This is a genomic window from Bacillus sp. V3B (assembly GCF_024494465.1).
GTDB lineage: Bacteria > Bacillota > Bacilli > Bacillales > Cytobacillaceae > Bacillus_BD.
In genome coordinates, this window is record NZ_JAETXM010000001.1 from 764459 (window position 1) to 785132 (window position 20674).

A 20674-nucleotide genomic window follows, 5' to 3' on the forward strand; every position below is an offset into this window, starting at 1 on the left:
ATAAAATCTAAGGAGGAATTTCATTATGGCTATTACAGCACAAATGGTTAAAGAACTTCGTGAAAAAACTGGTGTAGGAATGATGGATTGTAAAAAAGCACTTACACAAACAGACGGAGATATGGAAAAAGCAATTGACTTTTTACGTGAGAAAGGAATGGCATCTGCTTCGAAAAAAGCGGATCGTATCGCTGCTGAAGGATTAACTTCCGTTGTTGTTAATGGAAATGAAGCTATTATTTTAGAAGTAAATGCGGAGACAGACTTTGTTTCTAAAAATGAAGCATTCCAAACTCTTGTAAAAGAATTAGGAGAGCATCTATTAAAAACGAAGCCTGCAACGATTGAAGAAGCTACTGCTTCAACAATGGATAATGGTTCAACAGTAGCAGATCATATCAGTACAGCTATCGCTAAAATTGGAGAAAAAATGAATCTTCGTCGTTTTGAAGTAAAAACAAAAACAGACAATGATGCGTTTGGTGCTTATCTTCATATGGGTGGACGTATTGGTGTATTAACTGTGTTAGAAGGAACTACAGATGCAGATGCCGCTAAAGATGTAGCGATGCACATTGCTGCACTTAACCCTAAATTTGTTTCACGTGATCAAGTTTCACAAGAAGAAGTAGAACGCGAGCGTGAAGTGTTAACACAACAAGCACTTAACGAAGGTAAGCCAGAAAAAATCGTTGTTAAAATGGTTGAAGGTCGTCTAGGGAAATATTTTGAAGATGTATGTGTATTAGATCAAGCTTTCGTTAAGAACCCTGATCAAAAAGTACGTCAATTTGTTGAGTCTAAGGGCGGTACAATTCGTGAGTTTATTCGTTACGCAGTAGGAGAAGGTCTAGAAAAACGCGAAGAAAACTTTGCTGAAGAAGTTGCGAATCAAATAAAAAAATAATGATTGTGCATAATAAAATGCGAATTACTTTTCAGGGAACACATTGTGTTCCCTCTTTTTCAAGTAGGTAAGATAATAGTATAATACATATGGAGGTTTCTATGACCAACCCAAAATATAAACGTGTTGTTTTAAAATTAAGTGGAGAGGCTTTAGCCGGTGAGCAGGGTTTCGGCATTTATCCAGCAGTCATAAAATCGGTTGCTGCACAAGTAAAAGAACTTGCTGAACTTGGAGTTGAGGTAGCCGTAGTAGTAGGTGGCGGAAATATTTGGCGTGGAAAAATCGGAGAAGAGATGGGAATGGACAGAGCCACTGCAGACTATATGGGTATGCTAGCTACGGTTATGAATTCACTTGCTCTTCAGGATAGTCTTGAACAAGCAGGCTGTGAAACACGTGTTCAAACATCAATTGAAATGCGTCAAGTGGCTGAACCTTATATTCGTAGAAGAGCAATTCGTCATTTAGAGAAAAAGCGAGTTGTTATCTTTGCTGCCGGAACAGGAAATCCATATTTTTCAACAGATACAACGGCTGCATTAAGAGCTGCAGAGATTGAGGCGGAAGTCATTCTTATGGCGAAAAACAATGTTGATGGTGTTTATTCAGCTGATCCTCGTTTAGATGAAAATGCGAAAAAATATGATGAATTGTCTTACTTAGATGTTATTAAAGAAGGACTGGCTGTTATGGATTCTACTGCTTCCTCATTGTGCATGGATAATGACATTCCTTTAATTGTTTTTTCAATCATGGAAAATGGGAACATCAAGCGTGCTGTAATGGGTGAAAAAATCGGAACAATTGTTAGGGGGAAATAATCATGCCAAAACAAGTTATAACCAATGCTAAAGATAAGATGATGAAAGCTATTCAGGCCTATTCTCGTGAACTTGCTAGTATTCGTGCAGGTAGAGCAAACGCATCCTTATTAGATCGTATTTCTGTTGATTATTATGGTGCACCAACTCCTGTTAATCAAGTAGCTGGGATTTCTGTACCTGAAGCACGATTATTAGTGATACAGCCATATGATAAAACCATTCTTGGCGACATTGAAAAGGCGATTTTAAAATCTGACCTTGGGTTGAATCCGACAAGTGACGGTAATATTATTCGAATTGCGATTCCAGCCTTAACAGAAGAACGTCGTAAAGAACTTGTGAAAGTAGTAAAAAAAGAAGCGGAAGAAGCAAAAATAGCGATTCGTAATATTCGTCGTGATGCAAATGATGATCTTAAAAAACTTGAAAAGTCAGGGGATATAACTGAAGATGACCAACGAGGTTATTCCGATGACATTCAAAAAATGACAGATGAAAACATCAGTAAAATTGATACACTGACAAAAGAAAAAGAAAAAGAAATTCTTGAGGTATAAGATCAGTCCTATATTTGTCATTAAAATAGAAAAAGACCCTCTATTGACTAGGGGGTTTTTTTACTCGATGAAAGAAACAATAACATATATTTGTTATTTCCCATCTTTTTTAATAAAAGGACTATTTTCTTTTAATAGAGATATATTAGGATATTTTTGGTATGATAGGAAAAGGTAGAGACGAACTGCCTATATGTATTATTGGGGGGATTCATCTTTGTCGAAGGGTGAGAAGACCCTTTTTTGGAGGAGCCACTTATGTTTAATAAATTAAAAATATGGAAGAAAGCAAATATCTCTTCTAATCTCCAAGAACGAATACTCAAAGTTCAAGAACAACAAATTCCTACTCATATTGCCATTATTATGGATGGAAATGGTCGGTGGGCTAAAAAGCGAGCCTTACCGAGAGTGGCTGGTCATCATGAAGGTATGAAGGTTGTTCGTAAAATAACGAGAATGGCTAATCAACTAGGGGTAAAGACGCTTACATTATATGCTTTTTCAACGGAGAATTGGAAACGGCCCAAAACAGAAGTAGAGTATTTAATGAAGCTTCCCGAGGAATTTTTGGGGAATTTTCTACCAGAATTAATCGAAGAAAATGTGAAAGTAGAAATGATTGGATATAAAGATGCGCTTCCTGCCCACACATTTCATGCGGTTAATAAGGCGATGGACAAGACGAAAGAAAATACAGGCTTAATCTTAAATTTTGCTTTGAATTATGGAAGTAGAGCGGAAATTATTGAGGCTGTTAAAGGTGTCGTAAATGATTGTAATAGTGGTATACTAAATCAAAATGAAATAAATGAAGATGTTTTTTCAAAACATTTAATGACAAGCGGTTTGTCTGATCCTGACCTTTTAATTCGCACGAGTGGTGAAATTCGCCTTAGTAACTTTATGCTTTGGCAACTGGCCTATACTGAATTTTGGTTTACAGATGTATTATGGCCTGATTTTGCAGAAGTCCATTTAATCGAAGCAATTGAAGCGTATCAGAATCGCCAACGTCGTTTTGGAGGAGTCTAATAAAGGTGTTGACATTTAAATGAAGCAAAGAATTATAACAGCCCTTATATTTGGGGCAATCTTAATCCCGTTAACAATTGTAGGAGGGATTCCATTTATTATCCTGACGTATTTATTTGCGTCAATTGCGGTTTATGAACTATTGAAAATGAGGAAACTAAAGATATTTTCCTTTTCTGGGATTATTTCATTAATCGTATTATGGATCTTTCTGCTTCCTTCAAAATATCAGTATATACTGGATGATCTAAATGTGACAAAAGTGGAAGTCGCTTTACTTGCTGTTTTGATTTTTTTGAGTTATACAGTTGCAACAAAGAATCGTTTTACGTTTGATGATGTTGCCTTTTCTATCATGTCCATTTTGTATATTGGTATGGGGTTCTATTATTTTATCGAAACAAGAGAAGTTGGTGGCCTTGTTTATATTTTTTATTCTTTATTTATTATATGGGCTACGGATTCTGGTGCTTATTTTATAGGACGTGCAATGGGGAAAAGAAAACTTTGGCCAGAAATCAGCCCGAATAAAACAATTGAAGGATCAGTAGGTGGAGTCGTCAGTGCTGTTATTGTTAGTATCTTCTTTGGTCTTTTTACAGCGATAGATGCAACGATTATAGGACTTGCATTTATGACTATTCTTCTCTCTGTTTTTGGACAAATTGGTGACCTTGTCGAGTCTGCTTTAAAACGGCATTACCAAGTAAAAGATTCCGGCAACATTCTTCCAGGTCATGGTGGGGTATTAGACAGGTTCGATAGCTTGCTGTTCGTCTGGCCATTAATCCATTTTTTACAATTATTATAAGAACTAAATCTCTTTACTTAGGTATTTATGGTTCAAATCATTAATATCTTAAAAAATAGTGGTGTTTTTTTGGTGGATTAGGAGTGGAAGCTTATAATGAAATATATTAGTTTATTAGGTGCAACCGGTTCGATTGGTACACAAACGGTAGATATTATCCTGAATCATAGGGAAGAGTTTTCGCTAGTTGCTATGTCAGTAGGGAGAAATATTGCCTTAGCTCGAAAAATAATGAGTGATTTGTCTCCAGAGCTTGTTTCAACGATAGAAAAGCAGGATGCAGATGTACTTCGAGCAGAGTTTCCTCACATTTCATTTGCATATGGAGATAGTGGATTAACAGAAGTTGCCGTACATGATAAAGCGACTATTTTAGTGAATGGGGTAATGGGAAGTGTTGGTTTACAGCCTACACTACATGCCATTGAAGCAAAGAAAACCATTGCACTTGCGAATAAAGAAACGCTTGTAACGGCTGGGCATCTTGTCATGGCTGCTGCAAAAAAACAAGATGTTACCATTCTTCCTGTTGATAGTGAACATTCAGCTATTTATCAGTCATTGCAAGGCGAAAACAAAAAAAATATTGAGAGAATTATTTTAACTGCTTCAGGTGGAAGCTTTCGTGAACGTACGAGAGGTGAACTACAAGGTGTTACGGTTGAAGAGGCACTTAATCATCCAAATTGGTCAATGGGAGCAAAAATTACCATTGACTCTGCATCCATGATGAACAAAGGTTTGGAAGTAATTGAGGCACATTGGCTTTTTGATTTACCTTATGAAAAAATTGACGTATTGCTTCATAAGGAGAGTGTTATTCATTCAATGGTTGAGTTTCATGATAGTAGTATCATTGCACAGCTTGGTAGTCCTGATATGAGAGTTCCGATCCAGTATGCTCTTACCTATCCAGACCGAATACCTCTTTCAAATGCGAACAAATTAAACTTGTCCGAGGTTGGAAAATTGCATTTTCAAGAGATGGATTTTGAACGTTTTCGTTGTTTGAAATTTGCCTATGAAGCTGGAAAGGCGGGAGGTTCCTATCCAACGGTATTAAACGCAGCAAACGAAGCTACCGTTGCCGCATTTTTAACTGGAAAAATTACTTTTTTACAAATTGAGGATTATGTCGAACAAGCCTTAAATCAGCATCGTATCATTGTGAATCCTAGTTTATCTGAAATTGAAGAAGTTGACCGTGAAACAAGGAATTTTGTTCAATCACTTTTTTGAATTGAAAGAGATTAGAGAGTCAAATAAATTGTGAATGATTATTACTTTAACTTTTTTGTAAAGGTGGTTATATATTGACGACAGTAATAGCCTTCATTATTATTTTTGGGGCACTTGTATTTTTTCATGAATTAGGTCATTTAATCTTTGCAAAACGAGCTGGTATCCTATGTCGTGAATTTGCGATTGGATTTGGACCAAAAGTTTTTTCTTTTATGAAAAATGAAACCGTCTATACGATCCGATTACTACCTATTGGTGGTTTCGTTAGAATGGCTGGAGAAGATCCTGAAATGGTTGAGATCAAGCCAGGTTATCGAATTGGACTTGTATTGAATAAGGAAGAAGAAGTACACAAGATTGTGTTGAATAATAAAGAAAAATTCCCTAATGCGATTGTCATGGAAGTAGAGTATGCTGATATTGAGCATAGCCTAATCGTAAAAGGGTATCTCGAGGGTGATAAGGAAGAAGTCCTACAAACGTATAAGGTTCTTCCAGATGCGGTCTTAGTCGAAGATGGAGTTGAAACACAAATTGCTCCTTATAATCGACAATTTGGATCAAAAACGCTTGGCCAAAGAACGATGGCTATATTTGCTGGTCCAATGATGAACTTTGTACTAGCCTTTTTTATCTTTATTATTATAGCTCTTCTTCAAGGAATTCCTTCGAATGATCCGATGCTTGGAAAGTTGACAGAGGATGGGGCTGCTTTTTCAGCAGGTTTAAAAGAAGGAGACATTGTGCAAGCCGTTGAAGGGGTTGAAATTTCTAGTTGGTCAGATGTGGTGGAAGTGATTCGGAAAAATCCGGAGAATGAACTAACCTTTTCAATTGAACGGGATGGGACTGACCTTGAAATTCCGGTTACTCCACGTGTAAATAAACTTGAAGATGGACAGACCATAGGGATTATCGGTGTATATAGCCCAACTGAAAAATCACCGTTAAAAGCGATTTCGTATGGAGCAACGGAAACCTATTTCTGGACAAAGGAAATATTCTCGGCCTTGGGCAAACTTGTAACGGGTCAATTTTCGATTGATGCATTATCAGGTCCAGTAGGAATTTATCAATCTACAGACATGGTTGCACAGTCAGGGATTTTTTACTTAATGAGATGGGCGGGAATGTTAAGCATAAACCTTGGCATCATGAATCTTCTTCCTATTCCTGCTTTGGATGGTGGAAGGCTACTATTCTTTGTTGTTGAGGCAATTCGAGGAAAGCCAATTGATCGTCAGAAAGAAGGCTTGATTCATTTTCTTGGTTTTGCTTTATTAATGCTTCTTATGCTTGTTGTAACATGGAATGATATTCAACGATTCTTTTTATAAAATCAAACCTATGTGGTGAGGGGCATACATGTAGCTCATCACCACACTTTTAATTAGCCAATAAAATATATAGAGGTGCCAATAAATGAAACAGAGTACGATGCTTATTCCTACATTAAGAGAAGTTCCTGCAGATGCGGAAATTAAGAGCCATCAATTATTATTGCGTGCTGGCTTTATGCGGCAAAATGCAAGTGGAGTTTATAGTTATTTACCATTAGCAAAACGTGTTCTTCAAAAAGTTGAACAAATTGTACGAGAGGAAATGGATAATGCAGGGTCTGTTGAACTTCTTATGCCTGCACTACAGCAAGCAGAGCTTTGGCAAGAGTCTGGTAGATGGTATACATATGGTCCTGAATTAATGCGATTACATGATCGAAATAACCGTGAATTTGCGTTAGGGGCTACCCATGAAGAAGTGATCACAAGCCTTGTTCGTGATGAAGTAAAGTCTTATAAACGATTACCGCTTTCTTTATATCAAATTCAAACAAAATTCCGTGACGAACAAAGACCACGTTTTGGTTTGTTACGAGGCAGAGAGTTTATTATGAAGGATGGGTATTCCTTCCACTCTTCATATGAAAGTTTAGATGAAGTATACGAGCAAATTTTCCAAGCATATTCAAATATATTTTCTCGTTGTGGGTTGAATTTTCGTGCGGTTATCGCAGATTCAGGAGAAATGGGTGGAAAAGATACACACGAATTTATGGTACTATCCGATGTCGGTGAAGATACAATCGCCTACTCCGATACGTCCACTTATGCAGCCAATATCGAAATGGCACCAGTAGTCACTCAATATGAAAGAATGACCGACTCATTAAAAGATATGGAAAAGGTATTAACCGAAAATCAAAAAACGATTCCTGATGTATCTAACTTTTTAAAAGTAACTGAGCAAGAGTGTATTAAATCTTTACTTTTTAAAGTAGATGAACAGTATGTTCTTGTACTTGTTCGTGGTGACCATGAAGTAAATGATATTAAACTTAAGAATCTCTTTCATGCAGGAACAGTTGAACTCGCGGAAGCGGAAGAAACGAAGAAAATAGTCGGTTGTTCAGTTGGTTCGGTTGGACCAGTTGCTATTTCAGGGATAGAAGTCATTGCTGATCATGCTGTAAAGGCGATTGTAAACGGAGTATGTGGTGCGAATGAAGAGGATTATCATTATATAAATATCAATCCTGAACGTGACTTTAGTGTTTCTCGATATGAAGATCTTCGTTTTATTCAAGAAGGAGATCCTTCACCAGATGGTCAAGGAAGCATATTGTTTGCTAAAGGAATTGAAGTAGGTCATGTATTCAAGCTTGGTACGCGATATAGTGAAGCAATGAATGCTGTTTACTTAGATGAAAATGGAAAGACAAAGCCATTTATTATGGGGTGTTATGGTATTGGTGTTTCTCGAACGATGGCGGCAGTTGCCGAACAGTTTAATGATGAAAAAGGATTGATTTGGCCTGTTAGTGTTTCCCCATTTGATGTTCATCTTGTTGCAGTAAACATGAAGGATGAACAACAATCAACATTAGCTAACAAACTTTATTCTGAACTTAAACAAAATCGTTTTACTGTGTTACTTGATGATCGAAAGGAACGTCCAGGTGTAAAGTTTGCTGATAGTGATTTAATTGGATTACCAATTAGAATTACCATTGGGAAAAAAGCATCTGATGGAATTGTAGAAGTAAAGATTCGCAAAACGGGTGAAATGTTTGAAATTCATACTAGTGATTTGCTTGAAAAAATCTCTGAACTTCTACCGTCACTATAAAAAATGAGGAAAAAGAGTTATCGCTTTTGTGGTAACTCTTTTTCTAATTCACCTGATTAAATACATTTAATGGAACTTCATCTTAATTGTTTGCTTGTATGTTATACTATTTTCTATGTGTGAAAGTTATTAGTTATGATAAATAGATAGACAGGAGGAGAGATACCTTAATGAGTGCTGACTCAGAAAAAATGGAGCGATTTCAGGTCTTACTCCAACAATTACAACTTACTGAAGATGCCATGGTTCCTTATTTTGCAAATGCCCAAATAGAAAAATTGGTCATTGAAAAGCAAGCAAGAAAGTGGCACTTTCACTTTTTATTCGAAAAAATTTTACCATACAATCTATTAAGTATATTTGTTAACCAGCTTGAAAGAAAATTCTCTCATATTGCTCAAACAGCTTATTCGATTAGAGTTCTAGACTCACAATTTACAGAACAATTAGTAGTTGAGTATTGGCAAAACTGCATTCAAGAAATAGATGGAATTTCTCCGCCACTTGCTAAGCTGTTACATGAACAGATTCCCAAGGTACAAGGAAATAAGATGTTGATTAAAGTACGAAATGATATGGAAGGTTTATCTATTAAACGAAAATATGCTACTATCATTACTGATGTTTATGAACAATTTGGATTTCCATCGCTTATGATTGAAACGGAAATAGTAGCTGAAGAATCCAATCAAGAGTATGAGCAATTTTTAAAAGCGAAACAAAAGGAAGATGAAGAAAGAGGCTTGCAAGCACTCGTCGAAATGCAGAAACGTGAAGAGAACGTGGCCGACGGTGTTGAAGATAGTGGTCCACTTATGGTTGGATTAACCATCCGTGATGACGCTGATTTTAGAAAACTGGAAGAAATCGTGGACGAAGAACGCCGAATTGTGGTTGAAGGCTATGTGTTTGCGGCTGAAACAAAAGAACTTCGAAGCGGTCGAACTTTATTAACCTTCAAAATTACTGATTATACAAGCTCGATCCTGATTAAAATGTTTTCTCGTGATAAAGAAGATGCTGCTCTCTTTGGTCGTGTTCAAAAGGGGATGTGGCTTAAAGTTCGGGGAAGTATACAAATGGATACCTTTGTTCGTGATCTTGTGATGATGGGGAATGATATTAATGAAGTAAAGGCTCCAAGTAGAAAAGATACCGCACCTGAAGATCAAAAACGGGTTGAACTGCATTTACACACACCGATGAGTCAAATGGATGCTGTCTCACCTGTAAGTGTGTTAGTGAGTCAAGCGAAAAAATGGGGACATAAAGCGATTGCTATTACCGATCATGCGGTTGCGCAGTCATTTCCAGAGGCTTTTAACGCAGGGAAAAAGAATGATATCAAAATTCTATATGGTGTGGAAGTCAATTTAGTAAATGATGGTGTCCCTATAGCTTATAACTCAGCACATCGGAAAATAGCAGATGATACATTTGTTGTGTTTGACGTTGAGACAACGGGGCTGTCAGCTGTATACGATACGATCATTGAACTTGCAGCTGTGAAAATTCAGGATGGAGAAATTATTGATCGTTTTGAATCGTTTGCCAATCCACATCACCCACTTTCAGCTACGATCATTAATCTAACCGGAATAACAGATGATCTCTTGCAAAATGCACCAGAAGTAGAAGCTGTTTTAAAAAGGTTTCATACTTGGGCAGAGGATGCTGTACTTGTTGCTCACAATGCCTCATTTGATATGGGATTTTTAAATATGGGTTATAAAAAGATTGGTTTAGAAAAGGCAACAAACCCCGTAATTGATACACTTGAATTAGGGCGCTTCTTGTATCCTGAAATGAAGAACCATCGCTTAAATACGCTAGCAAAAAAATTGGATGTTGAACTAACCCAACATCACCGTGCCATTTATGATGCGGAAGCGACAGGTTATTTGTTACTAAAAATGTTAAAACATGCAGGGGAAAAAGACATCGAGTTCCATGATCAATTAAATGATAATATGGGAAAAGGAAATGCTTATCAACGTTCAAGACCTTACCATTGCACGTTGTTGGCTCAAAATGATATTGGTTTAAAAAATCTATTTAAGTTAGTGTCTATTGCACATTTAAATTATTTTTATCGTGTACCAAGAATTCCGCGTTCACAATTAGAAAAATTCCGTGAAGGAATTATTGTTGGTTCTGCATGCGACAAAGGCGAAGTGTTTGAGGGAATGATGCAAAAAGGTCCGGAAGAAGCGGAAAAGGTCGCTGAATTCTATGACTATTTAGAAGTCCATCCGAAGGAAGTTTATCAGCATTTAATCGAATTAGAACTGATTCGGGATGAGAATGCGTTAGAGGAGATTATTGGGAATATTATAAAGCTTGGTGAGAAATTAAACCTTCCAGTTGTGGCAACAGGGAATGTTCATTATTTAAATCCAACTGACAAAATCCATCGAAAAATTCTTGTGAACTCTCAAGGAGGGGCAAATCCATTAAACCGCCACAAATTACCGGATGTTCATTTTAGAACAACGAATGAAATGCTTGATGCTTTCTCATTTCTTGGAAAAGAAAAGGCAAAAGAAATTGTCGTTGAAAATACGAATAAAATTGCTGATATGATCGACTTTATTAAACCAATTAAAGATGATTTATACACACCTAAAATTGAAGGTGCCGAAGATGAAATTCGCAATATGAGCTATAACATGGCAAAACAAATATATGGGGAACCCATTCCAGAGATTGTTGAAGCAAGGCTAGAAAAAGAATTAAAAAGTATTATAGGACATGGCTTTGCGGTTATTTATTTGATTTCACATAAATTGGTGAAAAAATCTCTTGATGATGGTTATCTGGTTGGGTCACGAGGGTCTGTCGGCTCATCCTTTGTCGCAACAATGACGGAAATTACCGAAGTCAATCCACTGCCACCACATTATGTTTGTCCAGAATGCAACCATTCAGAATTCTTTAATGACGGTTCAGTTGGCTCTGGTTTTGACCTACCGGATAAAGAGTGCCCTAACTGTGGTTCCGTTTATATAAAAGATGGTCAAGATATCCCCTTCGAAACATTCCTTGGCTTTAAAGGAGATAAGGTTCCCGATATTGATCTCAACTTTTCTGGGGAGTACCAGCCTCGTGCCCATAACTATACAAAAGTATTGTTTGGAGAAGATTACGTCTATCGAGCTGGAACAATTGGTACGGTAGCTGACAAAACAGCTTACGGATATGTAAAAGCCTATCAACAGGATAATAACCTCGAACTTCGAGGAGCTGAAATTGAACGTCTTGCTTCGGGCTGCACGGGAGTTAAGCGAACAACAGGTCAGCATCCAGGTGGGATTATTGTTATCCCAGATTATATGGATGTTTATGATTTTTCACCGATACAATTTCCAGCAGATGATAGAAATTCTGAATGGAAAACCACTCATTTTGATTTTCATTCCATTCATGACAATGTTCTGAAGCTTGACATTTTAGGGCATGATGATCCAACAGTGATCAGAATGCTTCAAGATTTAAGTGGTATTGATCCGAAAACAATTCCAACGGATGACCCAGAAGTCATGAAGATATATAGTAGCCCAGAATCACTAGGTGTGACAGCAGAACAGATTATGTGTAAAACGGGTACACTGGGAATTCCTGAATTTGGTACTCGTTTCGTAAGGCAGATGCTTGAAGATACAAAACCGACAACCTTTTCTGAACTTGTTCAAATATCTGGACTTTCGCATGGAACGGATGTGTGGCTTGGTAATGCTCAAGAACTAATCCATAATAATATCTGCACATTAAGTGAGGTTATTGGTTGTCGGGATGATATTATGGTGTATTTAATTTATCAGGGTCTTGAACCGTCACTTGCTTTCAAAATCATGGAATCTGTTCGGAAAGGGAAAGGACTGACAGAGGACATGGAATCTGAAATGCGCAAAAATGAGGTTCCAGAGTGGTACATCGATTCATGTAAAAAGATTAAATACATGTTCCCTAAGGCCCACGCTGCTGCCTATGTGTTGATGGGTGTTCGTGTTGCTTATTTCAAAGTACATCATCCAATCTTATATTACGCAGCTTATTTTACTGTACGTGCTGAAGATTTCGATGTGGAAGCAATGGTAAAAGGCTCTAATGCCATTAGAGCAAAAATTGATGAAATTAATGGAAAGGGTCTTGAGGCTTCTACGAAAGAGAAAAACTTGTTAACTGTTTTAGAACTGTGTCTTGAGATGTGTGAACGAGGCTTTTCATTTAAAAATGTTGATTTGTATCGCTCAAGTGCAAATGAATTTATCATTGATGGCAACTCCTTAATCCCACCATTTAATGCGATTCCTGGACTTGGCACAAACGCAGCTTTTAATATTGTAAAAGCACGTGAGGCAGGGGAATTTCTTTCAAAAGAAGATCTTCAGCAAAGAGGAAAGGTGTCAAAAACCATTTTAGAATTTTTGGATAGTCAAGGCTGCCTCGAATCACTACCCGATCAAAACCAGCTATCTCTTTTCTAAAATTTGTCGTGATGAACAAGCTGCTTCCGCTTTTCTTTGTTTGCATTAAATTTTTGGATATGGTATAGTTTTATTGGAAATACTAAGGATAACTTTGGTAAAGGAGAGTGGGGAAACCCACTCTTTCGTATTGTGTACACATTTATTTTTATCAAAAAGCAGATGATTGTATTGCTTTTAGAAACGGTCTTTTGTTTAAACAATACGGTCGATTTTTTGTAACTCCTGTGCTCCTAAACCATCTTTATACGCTAGTGTAAAGATGGTGAAAGCAATATACAGGAGTTTTCTACATTCATCTCTAATAATGGCGATAATGTGTAAAGGAGGGATACCGTGAGCAAAGTGATAGAAACGGTGGATCAATTAGTCACACCGATATTAGATGAAATGGGACTTGAACTTGTTGATATAGAATATGTAAAAGAAGGAAAAGACTGGTTTCTTCGTGTTTTTATTGATAAAGAAGCTGGCATCGATATTGAGGAATGTGGCATTGTTAGTGAGAGGCTAAGTGAGAAACTTGATGAGATTGATCCGATTTTACATAACTATTTTCTTGAGGTTTCTTCACCAGGAGCCGAACGTCCTCTTAAAAAGAATAAAGATTTTGAAAAAGCGATTGGGAAAAACGTATTTATTAAAACGTATGAGCCAATCAACGGTGAAAAGCAATTTGAAGGAACATTAACTTATTTTGATGGAATAACTGTCACGTTGGAAATCAAAATAAAAACAAGAAAAACTAGTGTAAACATTCCTTATGAAAAGATTGCAAACGCAAGACTAGCTGTTACATTTTCATAGTGAAAGTTTTACCGAAGATTAAGGGGGGGACCATTTTTATGAGCAGTGAATTACTAGATGCTCTTACTTTACTTGAAAAAGAAAAAGGCATTTCTCGCGATATTATTATAGAAGCGATTGAGGCAGCACTGATTTCAGCTTATCGTCGCAACTTTAATCAAGCTCAGAACGTTCGAATTGATATTAATTTGGGAGCAGGAACAATGCGTGTGTTTGCACGTAAAGAAGTAGTGGAGGAAGTGTTTGATCCGCGTCTTGAAATTTCACTTGAAGATGCTTGTAGAATTAATCCAAATTATCAAATCGAAGATGTTGTTGAGTTAGAAGTGACTCCAAAGGATTTTGGCCGTATTGCTGCCCAAACAGCTAAACAGGTCGTAACTCAGCGTGTGCGTGAAGCAGAACGTGGCATTATTTATTCTGAATTTATTGACCGCGAAGAAGATATCATGACCGGAATTGTTCAACGTCAAGACCCGAAATTTATTTATGTTAGTCTTGGAAAAATAGAAGCAATCCTCCCTAGCAATGAACAAATGCCAAATGAAAGATATAAGCCGCACGATCGAATCAAAGTGTTTTTGACAAAAGTTGAAAAAACAACAAAGGGCCCACAAATATTTGTTTCCCGGACACATCCTGGTCTATTGAAACGTTTATTTGAAATAGAAGTTCCAGAAATATATGACGGAACAGTTGAAATTAAGTCAGTAGCACGTGAAGCAGGAGACCGTTCCAAAATATCCGTTTACTCAGATAATGCTGAAGTGGATGCAGTTGGTTCTTGTGTCGGACCTAAAGGGTCGCGAGTACAGGCAATTGTAAACGAATTAAAAGGTGAAAAGATTGACATTGTTAAATGGTCTCAGGATCCAGTTGTGTTTGTTGCCAATGCATTAAGTCCTTCAAAAGTTCTTGATGTTATTGTTAATGAGGAAGAGAAAGCAACAACCGTTATCGTACCTGATTATCAATTGTCTTTGGCGATTGGTAAACGAGGACAAAATGCACGACTAGCAGCAAAGTTAACGGGGTGGAAAATTGATATCAAGTCTGAAACGGATGCACGTGAAGTTGGATTATATCCTCGTAAAGAAATGTTATTATCATTCGAAGAAGAAGATTCGGAAAATGATTTTGACTTCGAACTAAATGAAGAATTGAATGGTGATTTAAATAGTGAATTAAAGTAAAATTCAAGGAGGGATGAAGGTGAGCAATCGTAAGAAAATTCCTTTGCGTAAATGTGTCGTAACTGGTGAAATGAAACCCAAAAAAGAATTAGTTCGAATCGTTCGCTCCAAAGAAGGGGAAGTATCAGTTGATTTAACGGGTAAAAAATCAGGTCGAGGCGCATACCTCTCCTTGGATAAAGAAACAGTGTTAAACGCAAAAAAGAAAAATATATTAGACAATCATTTGCAAGTTTCTATTGATCATTCTATTTATGATGAGCTATTAGAGCTAGTCGAAAAGGAGAATCGATTTTCCTAATGAATGGACATCAATGGATATCATTGCTTGGGTTAGCCAATCGAGCGCGGAAAATTATTTCGGGTGAAGAGTTATCCGTGAAAGAAATAAGAAGCGGAAAAGCAAGACTCATTCTGTTATCAGCAGATGCATCTGCTAATACAGCTAAAAAAATAACAGATAAATGTAAATCTTATGGAGTACCTTTGAAAATCATTGAAAACCGTGAAATACTCGGACATGCGATTGGAAAAGAAGCTCGTGTGGTCGTAGCCATATTAGACCAGGGGTTTGCAAAAAAACTGATGACGCTGCTCGATTAATATCAGCGGGGGTGAAAGTATGAGTAAAGTACGCGTGTATGAATACGCAAAAAAATTAAATATTTCAAGTAAAGAAGTTATCACCAAATTAAAAGAAATGAATATAGAGGTTTCCAACCATATGACAACAATTGAAGATGATGCAGTGAAAAAGTTAGACGGTATTTTTCAAAAGAAAGATGCTAAGAAGCCGGAAAATAATCAAAAACAAGCACAAGCTACACCACAGCAGAATTCACAATCGAATAATGCTACGAATCAAAATTCCGGAAGCAGCAAGGGAACTGTTAAAACAGCACCCAAAAAACAAAGTCAAAATGCCCAATCAAATCAAAAGGGTGGCTTCAATCGTAATAAAGGTAAACAAAATAACTATAATCAAAACAAAAATAAAAATAATCAAAATAAAGGCAAGCAACAACCAGCTCAACCACAAGTTAAGAAGCAAAGAGAACTGCCAGAAAAAATTACGTTTAGCGAATCTTTAACTGTTGCAGAGCTAGGTAAAAAATTACACCGTGAGCCATCTGAAATTATCAAAAAATTGTTCTTACTTGGTGTAATGGCAACCATTAATCAAGAGTTAGATAAAGATGCGATTGAGTTAATTGCTGGTGAATATGGGGTTGAAGTGGAAGAGGAAATTAAAATTGACACAACTGACCTTGAAGTATATTTCACTGATGATGAGGGCGTAGAATTAATTGAAAGACCATCTGTTGTAACAATCATGGGTCACGTTGACCACGGAAAAACAACGACGCTTGATTCGATCCGGCATACGAAGGTGACAGCAGGAGAAGCAGGTGGTATTACTCAACATATTGGGGCATATCAAATCGAAGAAAACGGAAAAAAGATTACATTCTTAGATACACCTGGACATGCTGCTTTTACAACAATGCGGGCTAGAGGAGCAAAAATTACTGATATCACAATCCTTGTCGTTGCAGCAGATGATGGAGTAATGCCACAAACTGTTGAAGCAATTAACCATGCAAAAGCAGCTGAAGTTCCTATTATCGTTGCTGTAAATAAAATGGATAAAGTAGGAGCGAACCCTGATCGTGTGATGCAGGAATTAACTGAGCATGGTCTTGTTCCTGAAGCATGGGGTGGAGAAACCATATTTGTACCCATTTCTGCTTTAACAGGTGAAGGAATTGATTCCTTGCTAGAAATGATTCTTCTTGTTAGTGAAGTGGAAGAATACAAAGCAAATCCAAACCGTAAAGCTGTCGGAACGGTTATTGAAGCAAGACTTGATAAAGGCCGTGGATCTGTAGCTACGTTACTTGTCCAAAATGGAACATTAAAAATAGGTGATCCGATCGTTGTTGGTAATACATTTGGTCGTGTTCGTGCGATGGTAAATGATCTTGGTCGTCGTGTAAAAGAAGCTGGTCCATCTACACCAGTTGAAATTACTGGTTTAAACGAAGTTCCACAAGCTGGAGATCGTTTCGTTGTCTTTGATGATGAAAAGACGGCTCGCCACGTGGGAGAAGTGAGAGCTTCATCGGCCCTTCAAGCACAGCGTAGTGAGAAGACAAGAGTGAGCCTTGATAACTTATTTGAACATATGAAGCAAGGAGAAATGAAGGATTTAAATCTTATCATTAAAGCTGATGTTCAAGGTTCTGCGGAAGCAGTAGCTGCGTCTTTAAATAAACTTGATGTTGAGGGCGTAAATGTTAAAATTATTCATACTGCTGTAGGAGCGATAAATGAGTCTGATATTACGCTTGCCGCTGCTTCGAATGCGATTGTCATTGGATTTAACGTTCGCCCTGACAATAATGCAAAACGAGCTGCCGAAGCAGAAAAAGTTGATATCCGTTTACACCGCATCATTTATAAAGTAATTGAAGAGATAGAAGCCGCTATGAAAGGGATGCTTGATCCTGAATTTGAGGAAAAAATTATTGGTCAAGCAGAAGTTCGTCAAACCTTTAAAGTATCTAAAGTGGGTACCATTGCTGGTAGCTATGTAACAGATGGGAAAATTACACGTGATAGCGGGATTCGTTTAATCCGTGACGGCGTAGTGATTTTTGAAGGTGTGATTGATGATTTAAAACGATTTAAGGATGATGTTAAAGAAGTAAGCCAAGGCTACGAGTGCGGAATTACCATCAAAAACTATAATGACGTCAAAGAAAGTGATGTTATTGAAGCATATATTATGGAAGAAGTGGGACGTTAATGATAGTTGGCTTAGTAGCCTGCGAATGTATTATTTACGACGCGCATTCTTTAAAAGAAAAACGGGCAGTCTTGCAACGGGTGATGACACGTTTAAAGCAAAAATATAATGTATCGGTAGCAGAAGTAGACTTTCAAGATGCATGGCAAAGAAGTAAAATAGCCATTGTTGTAGTCGCTTCTGCCCGGGTACCAGCGGAAGTGGAGTTACAACATGCCCTTAAGTTTGTGGATTCATTTCCAGAATTGGAAAGAACGATCACCGATATAGAATGGCTTTAATGAATGAGGTGAGATTATGAGCGTGAGAGCAAATCGAGTTGGAGAACAAATGAAGAAAGAGCTCGGCGAAATTATCGGGCGCAAAATGAAAGATCCGCGTATTGGCTTTGTAACCGTAACAGATGTACAAGTGACGGGCGATTTACAACAGGCAACAGTCTATATTTCGGTCCTGGGCGATGAGAAACAGCGGGAAAACACGTTAATAGGACTAGCAAAAGCGAAGGGTTTTATCCGTTCAGAAATAGGACAAAGAATTCGTTTGCGCAAAACACCTGAAATTTTGTTCGAATTTGATGAATCGATTGATTATGGAAATAGAATTGATACTTTGCTTCATCAAATTCATCATGATGAAAACAGGTAAACCAATAGATGCAAAAAAATGGATAGACATGGGTCTATCCATTTTTTTCAGATAAGAAAGGATTTATAAAAAATGGAAGGAATTATCCCTCTTTTTAAGCCAAAAGGTATGACTTCACACGACTGTGTTTTTAAACTTCGGAAAATTTTAAAGATGAAAAGAATTGGACATACTGGAACACTTGACCCTGATGTAACAGGCGTGTTACCAATTTGTATTGGAAAAGCAACGAAAGTAGCCGAATACATAACCGATGCTGGAAAAGCGTATGAAGGAGAAGTTACTATAGGCTATTCTACATCTACCGAGGACGCTTCTGGAGAAATCATAGAACAAAAAAAGGTTGATCGTATGATTTTAAGAAGTGAACTCATACAAGTTTTTCAAGAATTAACAGGAATAATCACTCAGACACCTCCGATGTATTCAGCTGTAAAAGTAAATGGGAAACGACTTTATGAATATGCAAGACAAGGAATTGAAATTGAACGTCCTTCTCGGACGGTTAATATTTATTCTATAGAGCTGCTAGATGATCGTATTCAATTTTCAGGTGAGAATATTTCATTTCGTTTTCGTGTCTCATGTAGTAAAGGTACTTATATTCGTACTCTTGCCGTTATGATTGGAGAGGCCTTAGGTTACCCAGCGCATATGTCAGAGCTGTGCAGAATTAAAGCTGCTACTTTTTCTCTGTCGGACTGTGTTACGTTTGAAGAAATAGAAGCGAAAGTAGAAAATGGAACCGTAGCGGACATTCTTTACCCGCTTGAGGCAGCATTGGCCCATTTGCCGAAATATACGATAAATGATAAAATAGTAGAGAAAGTGAAGAATGGAGCTATTTTGCCTATACCTGATCTACTGAAAAATGAAAGTAACTTAATAGTTGTTGAAACGCAAGACGGACAAGCATTAGCCATTTATATTCATCATCCAGGTAAGCCGGGTATGATGAAACCGACGAAAGTACTAAGAACCTTAGTGTAAGCTATGCCGCTTCCCCACCTTAACAGGCAGTAATAGCCTATATGCATCATATACTTAGCCGAAATTGATGAAGACTAGGTAGGATATAACTGCCTCTTAAGGTCCGATAAGTGCAGCTAACTATCAGTGGGGGATGAAGTAAATCCCCCCACTGATGGAAGTTTTCTTTATAGAAAAGGTGAGATATAAAGTGGAAGTATATTATCTAGACCATCCGCATCAAATGCAGCTAGAAAACACTTCGCCATTAGCTATGGCATTGGGCTTTTTTGACGGTGTACATTTAGGACATCAAAAAGTAATTCTAGCAGCAAAAAAAGAAGCTGAACAAAGGGGATTTAAAAGTGCAGTCATGTCTTTTGATCCGCACCCTTCTGTCGTTCTAGGGAGGAGTGTTCAGCATGTAAAATACATTACTCCATTGAAAGAAAAGATTAGGTTAATAAGTAACTTGGGAATTGATTACTTTTTCATTATCCGCTTTACAGAAGAGTTTTCAAATCTTTTTCCACAAGAATTTGTTGACCATTATTTGATTGATTTGAATGTTAGACACGTTGTGGCCGGATTTGACTATTCATACGGTCGGATGGGGAAAGGAACAATGGAAACATTGCCCTTTCATTCGAGACAAAAATTTACCTTTTCTATTATTGAAAAGCTGAAATTTCATACTGAAAAAATTAGTTCTACAATCATTAGAAGATATATTCATGAAGGAGATATGGAGCAACTTCCAAACCTTCTTGGCCGTTTTTATACAACAAGTGGAACGGTTATTCATGGAGAGAAAAGAGGAAGAACAATTGGGTTTCCAACAGCAAATGTCGATCTTCATGATGATTATCTTCTACCACCAACAGGTGTTTACGCTGTTAAATTAACCATTTCCTCTACTAAGCAAACATATGAAGGGGTTTGTAATGTTGGTTATAAACCGACTTTTCATAAAGAAAAAGCTAATAAGCCCTCAGTTGAAGTGTTTATTTTTGACTTTGAACGTGAAATATATGGTGAACTAGTAACCGTTGAATGGCATAGGAGACTCAGGAGTGAACAAAAGTTTTCTGGAGTCAATGAACTGATTGCACAAATAGAAAAAGATAAGCAGAATGCCCATGATTACTTTGAAAAATACACGCCAGATACTTGCAATTTATCATAAAAAGATGTATTCTTAGTAACGTATCAAAAATGAACCTTTTCTTGGCAGAGCGACTCACCGACGCATGCTC

The 20674-nt window shown here is 37.3% G+C and carries 18 protein-coding genes; all 18 read left to right on the forward strand.

All coding sequences use genetic code 11. The features are described from left to right. Positions 1-25: 25 nt before the first annotated feature. The 18 genes from tsf to ribF all read left to right on the forward strand — a co-directional run bounded on the left by tsf (position 26) and on the right by ribF (position 20604). Complete coding sequence (gene tsf / locus JMM81_RS03895; protein ID WP_256240177.1) at positions 26-907, forward strand: translation elongation factor Ts; 882 nt, start codon at positions 26-28, stop codon at positions 905-907. A 101-nt stretch (positions 908-1008) separates the two neighbouring features. Next, positions 1009-1731, forward strand: coding sequence for a UMP kinase (pyrH, locus tag JMM81_RS03900; protein ID WP_256240178.1), 723 nt, complete (start codon positions 1009-1011; stop codon positions 1729-1731). Between the two features lie 2 nt (positions 1732-1733). Then, positions 1734-2291 carry a ribosome recycling factor gene (gene frr / locus JMM81_RS03905; RefSeq protein WP_256240179.1) on the forward strand — a complete coding sequence of 186 codons (558 nt, stop codon included), beginning with the start codon at positions 1734-1736 and terminating at the stop codon, positions 2289-2291. A 258-nt stretch (positions 2292-2549) separates the two neighbouring features. After that, positions 2550-3326 (forward strand): undecaprenyl pyrophosphate synthase, encoded by a 777-nt coding sequence (locus tag JMM81_RS03910; RefSeq protein ID WP_256240180.1) that lies wholly within the window; start codon positions 2550-2552, stop codon positions 3324-3326. A gap of 19 nt (positions 3327-3345) precedes the next feature. Further along, a complete protein-coding gene (locus tag JMM81_RS03915; protein ID WP_256240181.1) occupies positions 3346-4137 on the forward strand; it encodes a phosphatidate cytidylyltransferase in 792 nt (263 codons plus the stop codon). A 96-nt stretch (positions 4138-4233) separates the two neighbouring features. Then, positions 4234-5376: a 1-deoxy-D-xylulose-5-phosphate reductoisomerase gene (gene dxr, locus JMM81_RS03920; protein WP_256240182.1), complete on the forward strand. Its 1143-nt coding sequence runs from the start codon at positions 4234-4236 to the stop codon at positions 5374-5376. Between the two features lie 74 nt (positions 5377-5450). Then, positions 5451-6716: an RIP metalloprotease RseP gene (gene rseP / locus JMM81_RS03925; protein ID WP_256240183.1), complete on the forward strand. Its 1266-nt coding sequence runs from the start codon at positions 5451-5453 to the stop codon at positions 6714-6716. An 85-nt stretch (positions 6717-6801) separates the two neighbouring features. Then, on the forward strand, positions 6802-8505 hold the full coding sequence (locus tag JMM81_RS03930; protein ID WP_256240184.1) for a proline--tRNA ligase: 1704 nt from the start codon (positions 6802-6804) through the stop codon (positions 8503-8505). 170 nt (positions 8506-8675) lie between these two features. Beyond that, the gene (locus tag JMM81_RS03935) at positions 8676-12992 is read left to right on the forward strand and encodes a PolC-type DNA polymerase III (protein ID WP_256240185.1); all 4317 of its coding nucleotides are present in this window, start codon (positions 8676-8678) and stop codon (positions 12990-12992) included. A 336-nt stretch (positions 12993-13328) separates the two neighbouring features. Next, positions 13329-13799, forward strand: coding sequence for a ribosome maturation factor RimP (rimP, locus tag JMM81_RS03940; protein WP_256240186.1), 471 nt, complete (start codon positions 13329-13331; stop codon positions 13797-13799). A 38-nt stretch (positions 13800-13837) separates the two neighbouring features. Then, positions 13838-14992, forward strand: coding sequence for a transcription termination factor NusA (gene nusA / locus JMM81_RS03945; RefSeq protein ID WP_256240187.1), 1155 nt, complete (start codon positions 13838-13840; stop codon positions 14990-14992). Positions 14993-15011: 19 nt separating this feature from the next. Further along, on the forward strand, positions 15012-15293 hold the full coding sequence (rnpM, locus tag JMM81_RS03950; protein ID WP_256240188.1) for an RNase P modulator RnpM: 282 nt from the start codon (positions 15012-15014) through the stop codon (positions 15291-15293). Then, a complete protein-coding gene (locus tag JMM81_RS03955) occupies positions 15293-15595 on the forward strand; it encodes a YlxQ family RNA-binding protein (protein ID WP_256240189.1) in 303 nt (100 codons plus the stop codon). Before rnpM ends, JMM81_RS03955 begins: the two co-directional genes overlap by 1 nt. Before the next feature lie 19 nt (positions 15596-15614). Then, positions 15615-17801 (forward strand): translation initiation factor IF-2, encoded by a 2187-nt coding sequence (gene infB, locus JMM81_RS03960; RefSeq protein WP_256240190.1) that lies wholly within the window; start codon positions 15615-15617, stop codon positions 17799-17801. After that, positions 17801-18082 (forward strand): DUF503 domain-containing protein, encoded by a 282-nt coding sequence (locus JMM81_RS03965; protein ID WP_256240191.1) that lies wholly within the window; start codon positions 17801-17803, stop codon positions 18080-18082. Before infB ends, JMM81_RS03965 begins: the two co-directional genes overlap by 1 nt. 16 nt (positions 18083-18098) lie before the next feature. After that, a complete protein-coding gene (rbfA, locus tag JMM81_RS03970) occupies positions 18099-18449 on the forward strand; it encodes a 30S ribosome-binding factor RbfA (RefSeq protein WP_256240192.1) in 351 nt (116 codons plus the stop codon). Positions 18450-18521: 72 nt separating this feature from the next. After that, on the forward strand, positions 18522-19439 hold the full coding sequence (gene truB, locus JMM81_RS03975; RefSeq protein ID WP_256240193.1) for a tRNA pseudouridine(55) synthase TruB: 918 nt from the start codon (positions 18522-18524) through the stop codon (positions 19437-19439). A gap of 154 nt (positions 19440-19593) precedes the next feature. After that, entirely contained in the window at positions 19594-20604 is a 1011-nt protein-coding gene (gene ribF, locus JMM81_RS03980; RefSeq protein WP_256240194.1) for a bifunctional riboflavin kinase/FAD synthetase, read from the forward strand. Positions 20605-20674: the final 70 nt, after the last annotated feature.

Excerpts from the sequence above, each read along its gene's own strand:
- ribF (WP_256240194.1), top strand. The coding sequence starts at position 19,594 with ATGGAAGTTTTCTTTATAGAAAAGGTGAGATATAAAGTGGAAGTATAT.
- truB (WP_256240193.1), top strand. The coding sequence starts at position 18,522 with ATGGAAGGAATTATCCCTCTTTTTAAGCCAAAAGGTATGACTTCACAC.
- infB (WP_256240190.1), top strand. The coding sequence starts at position 15,615 with ATGAGTAAAGTACGCGTGTATGAATACGCAAAAAAATTAAATATTTCA.
- JMM81_RS03930 (WP_256240184.1), top strand. The coding sequence starts at position 6,802 with ATGAAACAGAGTACGATGCTTATTCCTACATTAAGAGAAGTTCCTGCA.
- JMM81_RS03935 (WP_256240185.1), top strand. The coding sequence starts at position 8,676 with ATGAGTGCTGACTCAGAAAAAATGGAGCGATTTCAGGTCTTACTCCAA.
- tsf (WP_256240177.1), top strand. The coding sequence starts at position 26 with ATGGCTATTACAGCACAAATGGTTAAAGAACTTCGTGAAAAAACTGGT.
- JMM81_RS03910 (WP_256240180.1), top strand. The coding sequence starts at position 2,550 with ATGTTTAATAAATTAAAAATATGGAAGAAAGCAAATATCTCTTCTAAT.
- pyrH (WP_256240178.1), top strand. The coding sequence starts at position 1,009 with ATGACCAACCCAAAATATAAACGTGTTGTTTTAAAATTAAGTGGAGAG.
- JMM81_RS03955 (WP_256240189.1), top strand. The coding sequence starts at position 15,293 with ATGAATGGACATCAATGGATATCATTGCTTGGGTTAGCCAATCGAGCG.
- rbfA (WP_256240192.1), top strand. The coding sequence starts at position 18,099 with ATGAGCGTGAGAGCAAATCGAGTTGGAGAACAAATGAAGAAAGAGCTC.
- JMM81_RS03965 (WP_256240191.1), top strand. The coding sequence starts at position 17,801 with ATGATAGTTGGCTTAGTAGCCTGCGAATGTATTATTTACGACGCGCAT.
- frr (WP_256240179.1), top strand. The coding sequence starts at position 1,734 with ATGCCAAAACAAGTTATAACCAATGCTAAAGATAAGATGATGAAAGCT.
- nusA (WP_256240187.1), top strand. The coding sequence starts at position 13,838 with ATGAGCAGTGAATTACTAGATGCTCTTACTTTACTTGAAAAAGAAAAA.
- JMM81_RS03915 (WP_256240181.1), top strand. The coding sequence starts at position 3,346 with ATGAAGCAAAGAATTATAACAGCCCTTATATTTGGGGCAATCTTAATC.
- dxr (WP_256240182.1), top strand. The coding sequence starts at position 4,234 with ATGAAATATATTAGTTTATTAGGTGCAACCGGTTCGATTGGTACACAA.